Source organism: Methylobacterium fujisawaense, assembly GCF_014138435.1.
In the GTDB taxonomy this organism is placed as follows: domain Bacteria; phylum Pseudomonadota; class Alphaproteobacteria; order Rhizobiales; family Beijerinckiaceae; genus Methylobacterium; species Methylobacterium fujisawaense.
The window spans coordinates 428,373-441,327 of record NZ_JACJIM010000002.1 but is presented as its reverse complement, the minus strand read 5'-3'; the positions used below and the strand labels follow the sequence as shown (position 1 = coordinate 441,327).

15 protein-coding genes are annotated in these 12,955 nt (G+C 67.3%); 6 read left to right on the top strand and 9 right to left on the bottom strand.

All coding sequences use genetic code 11. The features are described 5' to 3' along the window. Window positions 1-85: 85 nt before the first annotated feature. Both GGQ91_RS07010 and GGQ91_RS07005 read right to left on the bottom strand, forming a co-directional pair. Entirely contained in the window at window positions 86-493 is a 408-nt protein-coding gene (locus GGQ91_RS07010) for a thioredoxin family protein (RefSeq protein ID WP_179696835.1), read from the bottom strand. A gap of 122 nt (window positions 494-615) precedes the next feature. Further along, the gene (locus GGQ91_RS07005; RefSeq protein WP_043351311.1) at window positions 616-930 is read right to left on the bottom strand and encodes a hypothetical protein; all 315 of its coding nucleotides are present in this window, start codon (window positions 928-930) and stop codon (window positions 616-618) included. Window positions 931-1,193: 263 nt separating this feature from the next. Between GGQ91_RS07005 and GGQ91_RS07000 the strand changes: the two genes are divergently transcribed. Then, window positions 1,194-1,868, top strand: a complete 675-nt coding sequence (locus GGQ91_RS07000; RefSeq protein WP_043351313.1) for a TetR/AcrR family transcriptional regulator — start codon at window positions 1,194-1,196, stop codon at window positions 1,866-1,868. 57 nt (window positions 1,869-1,925) lie between these two features. Further along, window positions 1,926-2,387, top strand: a complete 462-nt coding sequence (locus GGQ91_RS06995) for a DUF2852 domain-containing protein (RefSeq protein WP_043351315.1) — start codon at window positions 1,926-1,928, stop codon at window positions 2,385-2,387. Between the two features lie 85 nt (window positions 2,388-2,472). Here GGQ91_RS06995 and GGQ91_RS06990 read toward each other — a convergent pair whose 3' ends face one another. Further along, window positions 2,473-4,164: a methyl-accepting chemotaxis protein gene (locus tag GGQ91_RS06990; RefSeq protein ID WP_182591655.1), complete on the bottom strand. Its 1,692-nt coding sequence runs from the start codon at window positions 4,162-4,164 to the stop codon at window positions 2,473-2,475. Between the two features lie 514 nt (window positions 4,165-4,678). Here GGQ91_RS06990 and upp point away from each other — a divergent pair. From upp to GGQ91_RS06970, 4 genes are all read left to right on the top strand, one after another. Further along, window positions 4,679-5,314 carry a uracil phosphoribosyltransferase gene (upp, locus tag GGQ91_RS06985; RefSeq protein WP_043351319.1) on the top strand — a complete coding sequence of 212 codons (636 nt, stop codon included), beginning with the start codon at window positions 4,679-4,681 and terminating at the stop codon, window positions 5,312-5,314. 177 nt (window positions 5,315-5,491) lie between these two features. Further along, window positions 5,492-6,733 carry an ABC transporter substrate-binding protein gene (locus GGQ91_RS06980; protein ID WP_182591654.1) on the top strand — a complete coding sequence of 414 codons (1,242 nt, stop codon included), beginning with the start codon at window positions 5,492-5,494 and terminating at the stop codon, window positions 6,731-6,733. Window positions 6,734-6,865: 132 nt separating this feature from the next. Further along, window positions 6,866-7,879, top strand: a complete 1,014-nt coding sequence (locus GGQ91_RS06975) for an NAD(P)H-quinone oxidoreductase (protein WP_182591653.1) — start codon at window positions 6,866-6,868, stop codon at window positions 7,877-7,879. Between the two features lie 115 nt (window positions 7,880-7,994). Further along, window positions 7,995-8,300: a hypothetical protein gene (locus GGQ91_RS06970; RefSeq protein ID WP_182591652.1), complete on the top strand. Its 306-nt coding sequence runs from the start codon at window positions 7,995-7,997 to the stop codon at window positions 8,298-8,300. Window positions 8,301-8,345: 45 nt separating this feature from the next. Here GGQ91_RS06970 and GGQ91_RS06965 read toward each other — a convergent pair whose 3' ends face one another. The 6 genes from GGQ91_RS06965 to GGQ91_RS06940 form a co-directional block, all read right to left on the bottom strand. Further along, window positions 8,346-9,227, bottom strand: a complete 882-nt coding sequence (locus GGQ91_RS06965; RefSeq protein WP_043758171.1) for a 3-hydroxybutyryl-CoA dehydrogenase — start codon at window positions 9,225-9,227, stop codon at window positions 8,346-8,348. A 183-nt stretch (window positions 9,228-9,410) separates the two neighbouring features. Continuing rightward, window positions 9,411-10,364 (bottom strand): electron transfer flavoprotein subunit alpha/FixB family protein, encoded by a 954-nt coding sequence (locus tag GGQ91_RS06960; protein ID WP_182591651.1) that lies wholly within the window; start codon window positions 10,362-10,364, stop codon window positions 9,411-9,413. Window positions 10,365-10,431: 67 nt separating this feature from the next. Then, window positions 10,432-11,181, bottom strand: coding sequence for an electron transfer flavoprotein subunit beta/FixA family protein (locus tag GGQ91_RS06955; protein ID WP_043351331.1), 750 nt, complete (start codon window positions 11,179-11,181; stop codon window positions 10,432-10,434). Window positions 11,182-11,350: 169 nt separating this feature from the next. After that, on the bottom strand, window positions 11,351-11,923 hold the full coding sequence (locus GGQ91_RS06950; RefSeq protein ID WP_043380117.1) for a cob(I)yrinic acid a,c-diamide adenosyltransferase: 573 nt from the start codon (window positions 11,921-11,923) through the stop codon (window positions 11,351-11,353). Between the two features lie 13 nt (window positions 11,924-11,936). Further along, window positions 11,937-12,566, bottom strand: a complete 630-nt coding sequence (locus tag GGQ91_RS06945; protein ID WP_043380114.1) for an acyloxyacyl hydrolase — start codon at window positions 12,564-12,566, stop codon at window positions 11,937-11,939. Window positions 12,567-12,705: 139 nt separating this feature from the next. After that, the gene (locus tag GGQ91_RS06940; RefSeq protein ID WP_053609901.1) at window positions 12,706-12,891 is read right to left on the bottom strand and encodes a twin transmembrane helix small protein; all 186 of its coding nucleotides are present in this window, start codon (window positions 12,889-12,891) and stop codon (window positions 12,706-12,708) included. Window positions 12,892-12,955: the final 64 nt, after the last annotated feature.

Sequence of the window (12,955 nt, the reverse complement as noted above, 5' to 3'; positions counted from 1 at the left end):
GGACCCGTCGCGCGGGCCCGCATCGGGCTTATGTCGGAGCTTCCCTGAACGGGACCGGACAGGCCGGCCTCGCAGGAGCGGCCGATCAGAGGGTCTTCTCCACGAGGCCCTCGATCCATTCCGGCTGCGTCTCGCCGACCGAGCGTCCGACCTCGGTCGCTCCCTTGTAGGCGATCAGCGTGCTCTGCATCCGGACGTTCAGGCGCCTCAGCAGATCCTTCTGGCTGTCGAAGTCGATGTCGAAGATCTGGAGGTCCTTGAAGCGCGGCTCGGCCGCGAGCTTCGCGAGGATCGGCTTCTGCGTGCGGCAGATCGGGCACCAGGGGGCGCTGACCGCGACCAGGACCGGCTTTCCGGCTTTCTGCGCAGCCTCGAAGGCCGCATCCGAGAACGGGAGCGCCTCGGCCGCCCTGGCCGGGGCCGGCGTTCCGAGGAGGATGGGGCAGGTGAGGGCGAGGCCGGCCAGCGCGAGGACGTGACGGCGGTTCTTCATGGCGTGCTTTCCTCCCGGCCTGCTGATGGACCGGATTGCGGTGTTTGAGGAATGCTACGCCGCGCGCCCGGGCGCGTCGCGAGATCCCGGGCGGCCCGAAGATCGAAAGCGCCCGCGCACGATCACATTGTCGAGACGCCGGTCGACGGCGCTCCGGACGACCGGTCTTCCTCGGCCAGCGCCGCGATGTCGTCGGCATCCACCGCGTCGATGGGGCGCCGGATCCGCAACGCCCGCGTGGGCGCGCCGGCGCGCATCACCAGCACGATGGTCTCCATGTCGGGACAGCCTGGATCGGTGCAGGCGATCTCGTTCACCGCCAGGGTATCGTCCTCCCCGAGGCGCAGGGCCAACCGCAGGTCCTGCTTCAGGCGCGACGCGATCTCGGCACGCTCCGCCGAGCGGGCGCGCCACGCCTTGAGGCTCACAAAGGCCATGCGCGATGCTCGTCGTCCTGCACTGGAAGCCCCAGCATTCGCCGCCGTCCGGGGGGATCGTCGATCCCTCTGGATTTTCCGATGTAATAGTGTTGCATGCTCGGGAGGTGGTCAAGCGTGGTGCGGGGCGGCCCGAAACAACCGTCGCGTTCGGCCGTCATACCGAAGGGCGGTCCTGGAGACACAGTCTCTGGCGGCCTTGGACTCGACAGCGGCGCTGGGGTCCTGTGAGGTGCAACAGGCGCGCGAAGGATGATGAGATCTTGCGACCCTGGCGGGACGGGCCGGACGACCGGCGCAGCTACCATCACGGAAATCTGAAGGAGGCCCTCCTGGAGGCCGCGCGCCGGTTCATCGCCGAGCGCGGAATCGGCGGCTTCACCCTGGTGGAAGCCGCGCGCCTCGTCGGCGTCACCCCGGCCGCGCTGTACCGCCATTTCCGGGGCCGGGAGGCGCTTCTGGAGGAGCTGGCCGGGCGCGGTTTCGCGGAACTCGCCGCCCGTCTGGCGCGGGCCCTGACGTCGCGCGGGACGCCGTTGGAGCGGTTCACGCGGATGGGTGAGACCTATCTCGCCTTCGCGGAAGAAGAGCCGGCCTACTATGCGGCGATCTTCGAGACGCGCGGCTTCCCCACCGGCGGCGCCGACCTCGACACGGCGGCCAGCGATGCGGTGGCGTCGCGGCCGAGCCCGTTCGATCTCTTGGTCGAGGCGCTGCAGGCGACGTTCTCGGACGGATTCGGGGGCGTGGCACCCCGCTTCATCGCCCTGGAGGTGTGGGCCTTGGCCCACGGCCTCGCGACCCTGTCGGCCGCCGGACATCTGCCGCGCGGACCGGGATTTCCGGACAAGTACGAGTTGCTGCGGGGCGGGGTCCTGGCGCTCGTCCACGGAGCCTCCCGACAGACCGAGCGCGAGGGCGGTCTCGGACGACCTTGAAAGGCACCTCCGGGACCCGCATGTTAACCGCGTTCACATGAACAGCGGAGCACAGCCGTGACCTCTCAAACCTCTTCACCCTGGGCGACCGGCAAGCTCTGCCGGACTGGCCCGTTCCCGCGCCGGTCGCTGGAGATTGGCGCAATCGTCGTCGGTTTCATCTACTGGTGGCCGGTCGGCCTCGCGCTGGTGGCCTGGAAGCTTGCGGGTTATCCGGCCTTCGCGGAAATGCGCGACGCGGCGCGGCGCGCGGCTTCCGAGTTCGAGGGGGGACGCCCCGCCTCGCGCTTCGCCCGGGCGTTCGAGGCCGCCAACCGACGCGACAGCAGCGGCAATGCCGCCTTCGACGCGTACCGTCGCACCGAGCTCGACCGTCTTGAGGCGCAGCGGCGTGCCCTCGAGGAAGAGAGCCGCGCCTTCTCCGAGTTCGTGGAGGAGCTGAAGCGCGCCCGGGATCGTGAGCAGTTCGATGCCTTCATGGCCAAGCGCCGGGCCGAGGGCGGGGATCGCTCCGTCTGATCCTGCATCTGTGGGCGTCCGGGCTCAGGGGCCCGGACGCGCCGTCCCGGTGGTTCAAGCGCCGGCGTGACGCCTATCCGACGGTTCAGGCCGCGCGGACGGTTTCCAGGAACCGTGCCACTTCGGCGTTCAGGTGCTCGGATCGCTCCGAGAGCCGCGACGCTTCGACCAGAACCTGACCGGCCGCCGTGCCGGTCTTTTCGGCTGCATCGGCGACGCTGACGATGTTGCTGGTCACCTCGCTCGTGCCGGCCGCGGCTTGGCCGACGTTGCGAACGATCTCGTGGGTGGCGGCGCCCTGCTGCTCCACGGCGGCGGCGATCGAGGTCGCGACCCCGTTGATCTCGCGGATCCGCGCCGTGATGGCGCCGATAGCCGATACGGCCTCCCCCGTCGAAGCCTGCACCCGCGTGATCTGACTCGAGATCTCCTCCGTGGCGCGGGCGGTCTGCTCGGCCAGCGCCTTGACCTCCGTGGCGACGACAGCAAAGCCGCGTCCGGCGACACCCGCCCGGGCCGCCTCGATCGTGGCGTTCAAGGCCAGAAGGTTCGTTTGGCCGGCGATGGTCGAGATCAAACCGACGATGTCGCCGATCCGCGACACGGCCTCGCTCAACTTCTGGACAAGCGCACCGGTCTGATCCGCCTCGTCCACGGCACCCCGCGCCAAGTTGGCCGAGCCATCGACCTGCCGGCCGATCTCCTGCACGGAGGTGCCGAGTTCCTCGGCGGCCGCCGCGACGGTGCTGACGTTGCTCGCCGCCTGCTCGGCCGCCGCAGCGACCGTCGTGGATTGCTCGGCGGTCACCGCCGCAGTGGCCGTCATCGACCGGGCCGTGGTCTGCAGCCCGATGGCCGAGGCCGAGACCTCCGCGATGATTCCGCCGACGGTCTCCGCGAAGCGATCGGCAAGCTGGCGCATCCCGAGCCTGCGCTGGGCCTCCGCATGCCGTCGCGCCACCTCCGCTTCGGCCTCGAGCTGATGGGTGCGGAGCAGATTGTCCTTGAACACCTGGACCGCCGCCGCCATGGCGCCGATCTCGTCGCGCCGGTGCTTGAACGGGATGTCCGCGCGAGCGTCGCCCTCGGCCAATTTGGTCATCGCACCCGTCATCGCGGCGATCGGGCGCGAGACATGACGCAGGCCGAAGATCGCCGCGCCCAAAGCCGACACGAGGGCGAGGGCGATTCCTCCATATGCGGCCACCGACGCAGTGTTGACCCTGGCTATCGCGGTATCGGCGTTCCGGGCCGCGGCCTCCTCGTCATGAGCCACCAGACGCGCGAGGGCCGCACGGGCGGTATCGTACATTCCGACGACGTCGGGGTTCACCAGGAGGGCGCGGGCCTCCCGTTCCTGGCCCGATTCGAGCAGGCGAAGCGCCTCGTGATCCGCTTGCTCGAATCGGCTCCATGAGGCCGTGAAGGCATCGTAGAGCTTCCGTTCCTCAGCCGTGCTGATCAGGGGCTCGTAGGCGCGACGGGCTCGCAACAACTGGGCGTGCGTCTCCGCGAGGTTGGCCGCGTTGCTCATCCGATGCTGAGGCGTGTCCGACAGCAGGATGAGGCGGTATTGCTTGATGCGCACCTCGGATGCCGCCATCTCGATGGCGCCCACTTTCTCCAGCGAGGGGATCCAGTTTTTAGCAAGGGTCGTCGCCGCATCACCGATGTCGCTGAGCTGATGCAGGGACAGGCTACCCTGAGCCGCCGATATCAGTGCGAGCCCTCCAAAGAGGATTCCAAGCATTGCTGTGATTGACGTGGTCAGACGCATAAACGGGGCCGATCGGATCGAAGGGTCGCATCGGAAGCAAGGATGCTCGTGATCCGATTTAGAGCTTTAATGAATCTGAGCAAGTCACCTGGATGGCGCGCAATCTAAAGCAAAGCTCTGCAATATGACACAAGATTTTATTTAAATCTCGTCTCATATATTGTGAATTTGTCGATTTTAATTTTCAATAGTGGATTGCAACCCGCTAGAGTATTGATACAAAAATGAATGACCATGATAAAAGATCTGTTATGGGGGCCGGCGGCCGCGATTTTTAAGCCCCATGATCCGCGGCTTTCAACCCGGCACTCGTTGGATAGGCATTCCGCGGCTCGCCTGAGTGTTCCGATCGCCGCGGCGACCGGTCGCCCGCGCCGAACTTGTCTTTGCGCCGCGCGCTCCGCAGTGCCTCCGCGCGCCCTCGACACATGGGCCGTCGCCGGGCCGCAGCGTCGAGTTGCGCCTCGGCGCGGGCTCCGGCATTGATCCTCCCTTACTGATGGAGGGGGGGCGAATGCCGACGGGTCGGGTCACCGTGGTCGATCACCCGCTTGTGCAACACAAGCTGACGCATCTTCGTGACAAGAACCGCTCGACCAAGGGCTTCCGTCAGATCCTGAACGAAATCGGCATGCTCCTCGCCTACGAGGTGACGCGCGACCTGCCGCTGGAACCGGTGACGATCGAGACGCCGCTCCAGCCGATGGAGGGACGCCAGATCCAGGGCAAGAAGCTGGTCCTGGCGCCGATCCTGCGGGCCGGGGTCGGCTTCCTCGATGGTATGCTGTCGCTGGTTCCGTCGGCCCGCGTCGCCCATATCGGGCTGTACCGGGATCCCGAGACGCTGGAGGCGGTCGAATACTACTTCAAGGCGCCGTCCGATCTCGCCGACAGGACCGTTCTGGTCCTCGATCCGATGTTGGCGACGGCCAATTCGGCCATCGCCGCCCTCGACCGGCTCAAGGCGCGTGGTGCCTCCGATCTGCGCTTCGTCTGCCTGCTGGCGGCTCCGGAGGGCCTCGCCAAGTTCCAGGCCGCCCATCCCGACGTGCCGGTCTGGACCGCGGCGATCGACAGCCATCTGAACGACCATGGCTATATCGTCCCCGGCCTCGGCGATGCCGGCGACCGGATGTACGGCACCCGGTAGGATCCAAACTCAGCCGTCGTCGCGGTCGGATCGCGATTTCAGATGTGCGCGCGGCAGACGGATCATCTGTCACCGCTTTCCGTATCTGCACATTGTATTCACGCGCCTGAATAGAGCACAATCCTGCCTCGGATCCGATGCGGCGCCAAAAGCCGCACGGGCCGCAGGAGGAAGCCCATGCCGATGGAACGCAGCGTTTCGAGTCGTGTCCTGGCCCTGCTCGCAGTGGCCGGATTGCTGGGGTCGACGCAGGCACGCGCCGCCGACCCGATCCGGATCGGGGTCATCGCCGAGGCGCAGTCGGTCGTCGGCGCCTCGATCCCGCAGGCCGTCCAGCTCGCCGCCGACGAGATCAACGCCAAGGGCGGGATCGACGGGCGCCAGATCCAGATCGTCAGTTACGACGACAAGTCGTCCGCCTCCGACGCGGTCCGGGCCTTCCAGCGGGCGGTCTCCGAGGACAAGGTCAACCTCGTCATCGCCAGCTACATCTCCGAGGTGGTGCTGGCACTGATGCCCTGGGCGGCGCGGCTAAAGACGCCGATGATCACGCCCGGTGCCGCCTCCAACGAGATCAGCCTCGCGATCCACAAGGACTACGCGCGCAACAAGTACACCTTCCACGGCTACCTCACCTCGGCGGCCCTGGCGCAGTCGATCTGCGATTCCACGAAGGACATGCTGATCTATCTGATGAAGGTGAAGACGGCCGCGATCATGAGCGAGGACGCGGCTTGGACCCGTCCCCTCGATGTCGGTTACGAGAAGTGCCTGCCCGAGATCGGTGTGAAGGTCGTCGACCACATCCGCTTCTCGCCGGACACGGCGGACTTCACGCCGATCTACAACAAGATCGAGGCGGCCAAGCCCGACCTGATCGTCACCGGCATCTCGCATGTCGGCGTGCAGCCGACCGTGCAGTGGCAGAACCAGCAGGTTCCGCTCGCCATGACGGGGATGAACTCGCAGGCGACCTCCTCGACGTTCTGGGCGAACACCAACGGCGCCACGCAGGGCGTGATCTTCCAGAGCATCGCGGTGCCGGGCGCGGCGATCACCGACAAGTCGCTCGCCTTCAGCGACGCGTTCAAGAAGCGCTTCGGCAGCGATCCGTCCTACGCAGGCTACATGGCCTACGATCAGGTCTACTACGCGGCGGATGCGGTGAAGCGCGCCGGCTCGACCGAGGCTGACAAGCTCGTCGAGGCCCTGGAGAAGACCGACTGGGTCGGCACCGTGGGGCGGACGCAGTTCTACGGCAAGGACGACCCGTTCACGCACTCGATCAAATACGGTCCCGGCTTCGTCACCGGACTGATGGCGCAGTGGCAGGACGGCAAGCAGGTCGCGGTCTGGCCGAAGAGCCTGGCGCAGGGCGCGATCGTCTTGCCGGCGGCCGTCAAGGCGGCCGCCCGCTAGCTTGCCGTTCGGATCGGCAATGGACGCGTGCGGCGCCTTCGGCTTGCCAAGCGCGCCCGTTGCCGCAAGTAGAGCCGTACCGCGTCAGCGTGAACGCGGCTCAGATCACGTGCGCGCAAAGGATTATCGTTGATGGCCAGCACCGACCTGCCCGGGACCATGCGTCAGATCCGCTTCGCGGGTTCCGGGGGCCCGGAGGTGATCAGCGTCGAGACCGCCCCTGTGCCGCATGCGGGACCCGGACAGGTCCTGATCGAGGTGGTGGCGGCCGGCGTGAACCGCCCCGATGTCGCGCAGCGCGCGGGGGTCTATCCGCCGCCGCCCGGCGCCACCGAGATCCCCGGCCTCGAAGTCGCCGGTCGTGTGGTCGCGATCGGGAGCGAGGTCACGGGCCTGTCGCTCGGCGATGAGGTCTGCGCCCTGGTGATCAGCGGCGGCTATGCGGAGTATGCGGTGGCCGAGGCGGCCCATTGTCTGCCGCGTCCGAAGGCGGTCTCGCTCGTCGATGCCGGCGGCTTGCCGGAGACGTTCTTCACGGTCTATTCGAACGTCGTCCAGCGCGGACGGCTCGCGCCCGGCGAGAGCTTCCTCGTGCATGGCGGATCGAGCGGCATCGGTGCCACGGCGATCCAGATCGCCAAGCATGTCGGCGCGCGGGTCTTCGCCACGGCGGGCTCGGCCGAGAAGTGCCGGTTTTGCGAAGATCTGGGGTCGGATGCCGCGATCAACTACAAGGAGGCGGACTTCGCCGAGGAGGTGAAGCGCCTCACCGACGGACGTGGCGTCGACGTGATCCTCGATATGATCGGTGCGAGCTATCTCGCCCGGAATCTAAAGTCGCTGGCTCCGGACGGCCGGCTCGTGATGATCGCCCTGATGGGCGGCTACAAGGTCGATGGCCTGAACATCACGCCGATCATGCGCAACCGCCTGACCTTTACCGGCTCGACGCTCCGGCCGCGCGGGAAGGCCGACAAGGCAGCGATCGCCGAGGGGCTGCGCCGGGATATCTGGCCCGAGCTCGATGCCGGGCGCATCCGGTCCGTCACCCATGCCACGTTCCCGCTGGAGCAGGCTCGGGAGGCGCACGAACTCATGGAGTCGAGCGCGCATCTCGGCAAGATCCTTCTGACGACCGGGCGGTGACACCGCGATCCGGCAGGAACCTGCCTCGGCGGCCCCGCGTTGGCGGCCGGTAACGAGATCGTGTCGCACAGCGCCCGTTTCGGCGTGTGGCGTCCCGCCGAGGAAGGTCCTGCAGATGGTCGAGAGATTGAATCCCAACGAGAGCCGTCAGGGCGAGCGCGGCAAACCGATGCTCTGGGTCCTGGTGGGGAGCCTCGTTCTGCTGGCTATCGCCACCGTGGGTCTCCTCACGTGGAACGGCGCCAATTCGCCGAAGGATTACGTCAGCCAGAGCCAGGACGCGTCCCGCAAGGAAGTGACGGGTTCGGTGAACGGGCAGTCGGGCGCCGCGTCGCCGACCAACAGCACGGGCGTGCCGGGCGGTAACCCGTCCTATCCGCAGCCCGCGCAGCCGGGGGCTAACGGCAACGCGCCGAAATAACACCGACCCGGGACGGCTTCTCCAGCCGTCCCGCGGCCTGACGGCTCAGCGGGTCGGGATCGGCGTCGGCCCGCGGTAATCGTAGAATCCGCGTTTGGCCTTACGGCCGAGCCAGCCGGCCTCGACATACTTCACGAGCAGAGGGCACGGGCGGTATTTCGAATCCGCCAAGCCTTCGTAGAGCACCTGCATGACCGACAGGCAGGTGTCGAGACCGATGAAGTCCGCGAGCTGAAGCGGGCCCATCGGATGGTTCGCGCCCAGCCTCATGGCCGTGTCGATCGATTCGACCGATCCGACACCCTCGTAGAGCGTGTAGATCGCCTCGTTGATCATCGGCAGCAGGATGCGGTTGACGATGAAGGCCGGAAAATCCTCCGACATCGTCGAAGTCTTGCCGAGCTTGGCGATGAACGCCTTGGCGGATTCGTAGGTCGTATCCTCGGTGGCGATGCCCCGGATCAGCTCGACGAGCTGCATCACCGGCACCGGATTCATGAAGTGGATGCCGATGAACTTCTCCGGCCGGTCCGTCGCCGCCGCCAGCCGCGTTATGGAGATCGACGACGTGTTCGTCGCTACGAACGTCTCCGGACGCAGCGATCCGCACAGGCTGCTGAAGATCTCGCGCTTCGTGGCCTCGTTCTCGGTCGCGGCTTCGATCACGAGGTCGCACGGCTCGAGGGCAGCGAAGTCCCGGGCGGCTACGATCCGCGACCGAACCTGAGCGCTGTCCTCCTCCGACAGCGTGCCTTTCGAAACGAGGCGGCCCAGGCTGCCCTCGATGACCGTCAGACCATTCTCGAGCCGGGCGGGATCGCGATCGTTCAGCAGGACGTCGAGGCCGGCGGTGGCGCAGACCTGCGCGATGCCGCTTCCCATCTGGCCTGCGCCGATGATGCCGACCCGCTTGATCTCCATATGCATGTGCCGACCTGTGCCCCCAATACGGATGCCGATACACGGCCGCCCGGTTCGACCGAGGGCACGAGCGCGACGGCACCGCGCGAAGTCTCGCCGTCGCAGCGTTCTAGACCAATCTTCGATCCGGAAGGAACCCGCGAATCCGCCTTCGGCGACAATACTCGCGGGTTGCGAGATTCCGTTCCGTTATTGACCCTTGGCTTTGCCGATCTCGGATTGCAGCTCCGGCACGACCTGAAAGAGATCGCCCACGAGCCCGTAATCGGCCACCTGGAAGATCGGTGCGTCTTCATCCTTGTTGATGGCGACGATGACCTTCGAGTCCTTCATGCCGGCGAGGTGCTGGATCGCCCCCGAAATGCCCACCGCGACGTAGAGGTCCGGCGCCACGACCTTGCCGGTCTGCCCCACCTGCCAGTCGTTCGGCGCGTAGCCCGCATCGACGGCGGCCCGAGAGGCGCCGACGGCGGCTCCGAGCGAGTCGGCCAGCGGCTCGATCAGCTCGTGGAACTTCTCGGACGAGCCGAGCGAGCGGCCGCCGGACACGATGATCCGCGCCGAGGCCAGCTCCGGGCGATCCGACTTGGCGATCTCCTCGCCCTTGAAGGTCGAGCCGCCGGCCTCGGGCGCACCTGCCGACACGGCCTCGACCGGGGCGGCCGCGCCACCCTCCGCCGCAGCCTTGAAGGCGGCCGTCCGCACGGTGATCACCTTCTTGCCCGCCGGCGCCTGAACGGTCTGGATCGCGTTGCCGGCATAGATCGGCCGATCGAACGTGTCGGGCGCAACCACCTTGATGATGTCGGAGACCTGCGCGACGTCGAGCAGGGCCGCCACCCGGGGCAGCATGTTCTTGCCGGTCGTCGAAGCCGAGGCGATGATCGTTTCGTAGGGCTCGGCAATCGACGCGATCAGCGCCGCGACCGGCTCGGCGAGATCGTGGTCGTAGACGCCGTCCTCGGCGTTCAGGACTTTCTCGACGCCGTCGAACTTGGCCGCCGCCGCGGCCACGGCCTGCGATCCCGAACCCAGGACCAGAGCGTGGATCGGGGCGCCGATCTCCTTGGCGGCCGAGAGCGCCTTCAGCGTCCCGTCCTTGATCTGACCGTTGCCGTGCTCGACGAAAAGGAGTGTCGTCATGGTCTGCTGGTGCCCTTGAGGGTTGTGGCGCGGGGCTCGACCGTGGCTCGGGAGCCCCGCCTGCGGATCAGATGACGCCGGCTTCGACCTTGAGCTTCTGCACCAGCTCGGCCGCGGAGCCGACCTTGACGCCGGCCGAGCGGCCCGGCGGCTCGGCGGTCTTCAGCACCGTGAGCCGCGGCGTCACGTCGACGCCGAGCGCGTCGGGCGTCAGCTCCTCCAGCGGCTTTTTTTTCGCCTTCATGATGTTCGGCAGCGATGCATAGCGCGGCTCGTTGAGGCGCAGATCCGTCGTCACGATGGCCGGCAGCCTGAGGCTGACGGTCTGCAGGCCGCCGTCGACCTCGCGGGTCACGTCGAGGCTGCCCTCGCCCGGCTCGATCTTGTACGCGAAGGTGCCCTGCGGCCAGCCGAGCAGCGCACCGAGCATCTGCCCGGTCTGGTTCGAGTCGTCGTCGATCGCCTGCTTGCCGAGGATGACGAGCTGCGGGCTCTCCTTCTCGACGACGGCCTTCAGAAGCTTCGCCACCGCCAGCGGTTCGCAGGTCACGTCCGTCTTGACCAGGATCGCACGGTCGGCGCCCATGGCCAGCGCGGTGCGCAGCGTCTCCTGCGCCTGCTGCGGGCCGATCGACACCGCCACGATCTCGGTGACCGTGCCCTTCTCCTTGAGCCGGATCGCCTCCTCGACGGCGATCTCGTCGAAGGGATTCATCGACATCTTCACGTTGGCGAGCTCGACCCCGGAGCCGTCGGCCTTCACGCGTATCTTGACGTTGTAGTCAACAACCCGCTTGACGGGCACCAGCACCTTCATGGCGGTCACGATCCTTCCCCGGAGGATTCTTGTCGTCGTGCAGGCCACTTCCACGGCGCGCAAGGCGCAGCGTGGCGGGGGCACGCAAGGCGCGCGGACCGTAACGGCCACATTTCCGCCTTGTCAACGCGGCGCCGTGGCGGCCCGGCGAAAACCCCTCGGCCCGGGCTCAACGATTGGCGCCGGGCACCCAGAGCACGTCGTCGGCGCCGTCGGAATTGGCGGCCCGGCTCGCCACGAACAGGAAATCGGAGAGGCGGTTGAGGTAGCGCAGCGCCTCCGGCGACACCGTCTCGTCCTCCCGGGCGGCGAGGCTGACCGCCAGGCGCTCGGCGCGGCGGCAGACGGTTCGGGCGAGGTGCAGGGCCGCCGCGGCCGGCGATCCACCGGGGAGCACGAAGGATTTCAGTGGTGGGATCGCCTCGTTCAGGCCGTCGATGTCGCGCTCCAGCCGCTCGACCTGGCTCGCGACGATCCGCAGCGGCTCGTAGGGGAGGGGCTCCGGGCTCGGCGGCGTCGCGAGGTCGGCCCCGAGGTCGAACAGGTCGTTCTGGATCGCCCCGAGCATCTGGTCGAGCGGCCCCTGCGTGTGCAGGCGCGCCAGTCCGATGCAGGCATTGGTCTCGTCGACGGTCCCGTAGGTCTCGACCCGCAGATCCGCCTTCGAGCGACGCTGTCCGTCCGCCAGGGCGGTCGTGCCCTTGTCGCCGGTCCTCGTGTAGATGCGGTTGAGCTTGACCAAAGGGTTTGATGCCTCAGAACGTGTAGCCGATCTTGCCGCCGTAATTCGTCAGGCCGCGATTATTCGCGCAGAGCCCGGCATTCGACATGTGCTCGATCGTCGCCATGATGCTCCAATGTTCCGTGATACGGAAGCCGAGAGCCGCCGCCTCGCGGAACATGGGTGAGCACCCGAGCGTGTTGAAGCCGTAGGGCGTCTCCGCCTTCGGGCCGGTCCAGCCGTTATGGGCCACGCCGCCGAAGAACCCGTCGAGGAAGACGCGGCGATTGAAGGTCTCAGGAAAGACTTCGAGGGTCCAGGTCGCGCCGAGATAGGCGTAGCTGGTCCGGCCGCCGGTGTTGTAGCTGCCGCCGACGGTCGGCCGCGGCACGAAAGCCTGCCAGAACGGATCGGCGCTGAGGATCGGCTTGGCGAAGAGGATCTCGCCGTTGACGTTCGCCTTGCTGAACCCGGGGAGCTTGCCCTCTGCGCTGCCCGGATCCTGCACCGCGCCGCCAATCCGGATCTCGGACACGATGCTGAGCGGCTGGACGGGGGCCAGGTAGGCGGCAGGCGGCGGCGGTGGCGCGTCCGCGGCCGAAGCCGGCATGATCGCCGCCCCGGTCAGGATGCCGAACAGACAGAGGCGGGAAGGGGCAGTCATGCGGGCTCGGCCGGTTAGGCGCAGCGATTTGCTTCTACCGAGCGTAGCAGAGGCCCGCGATATGCGGCGGCCAATTCATCCGTTACCGGGCGGAAAGGTGTTCGGTGCGGCGGCGCGGTCACACCCGTCCCGGCGGAATTCAGGCCGAGCGCCACCAGACGACGCCCATGATGATCACGATCGCCACGAATTGCAGGAGCACGCGCAGGCGCATCAGCCTCTGCGAGAGACTGGCGCTGCCGCCGCGCATCATGTTGGCCAAGCCCAGGAGCAGGACGGCGGCGACGGCAAGGCAGGCGATCAGGACGAGGGTATTCGACGACATGCGGGTGGGGATCCGGGTGGGGCCGGAGCCGTGATCCGGCTCGGCGCGTCGTGAGGGTGCGGAC

What these genes read in the sequence shown, in the direction of transcription:
- GGQ91_RS07005 (WP_043351311.1), bottom strand. Translation starts at nt 930, where the DNA reads ATGGCCTTTGTGAGCCTCAAGGCGTGGCGCGCCCGCTCGGCGGAGCGT.
- GGQ91_RS06970 (WP_182591652.1), top strand. Translation starts at nt 7,995, where the DNA reads ATGGTCGAGAGATTGAATCCCAACGAGAGCCGTCAGGGCGAGCGCGGC.
- upp (WP_043351319.1), top strand. Translation starts at nt 4,679, where the DNA reads ATGCCGACGGGTCGGGTCACCGTGGTCGATCACCCGCTTGTGCAACAC.
- GGQ91_RS06990 (WP_182591655.1), bottom strand. Translation starts at nt 4,164, where the DNA reads ATGCGTCTGACCACGTCAATCACAGCAATGCTTGGAATCCTCTTTGGA.
- GGQ91_RS06975 (WP_182591653.1), top strand. Translation starts at nt 6,866, where the DNA reads ATGGCCAGCACCGACCTGCCCGGGACCATGCGTCAGATCCGCTTCGCG.
- GGQ91_RS06955 (WP_043351331.1), bottom strand. Translation starts at nt 11,181, where the DNA reads ATGAAGGTGCTGGTGCCCGTCAAGCGGGTTGTTGACTACAACGTCAAG.
- GGQ91_RS06945 (WP_043380114.1), bottom strand. Translation starts at nt 12,566, where the DNA reads ATGACTGCCCCTTCCCGCCTCTGTCTGTTCGGCATCCTGACCGGGGCG.
- GGQ91_RS06965 (WP_043758171.1), bottom strand. Translation starts at nt 9,227, where the DNA reads ATGCATATGGAGATCAAGCGGGTCGGCATCATCGGCGCAGGCCAGATG.
- GGQ91_RS07010 (WP_179696835.1), bottom strand. Translation starts at nt 493, where the DNA reads ATGAAGAACCGCCGTCACGTCCTCGCGCTGGCCGGCCTCGCCCTCACC.
- GGQ91_RS06960 (WP_182591651.1), bottom strand. Translation starts at nt 10,364, where the DNA reads ATGACGACACTCCTTTTCGTCGAGCACGGCAACGGTCAGATCAAGGAC.
- GGQ91_RS06980 (WP_182591654.1), top strand. Translation starts at nt 5,492, where the DNA reads ATGCCGATGGAACGCAGCGTTTCGAGTCGTGTCCTGGCCCTGCTCGCA.
- GGQ91_RS06940 (WP_053609901.1), bottom strand. Translation starts at nt 12,891, where the DNA reads ATGTCGTCGAATACCCTCGTCCTGATCGCCTGCCTTGCCGTCGCCGCC.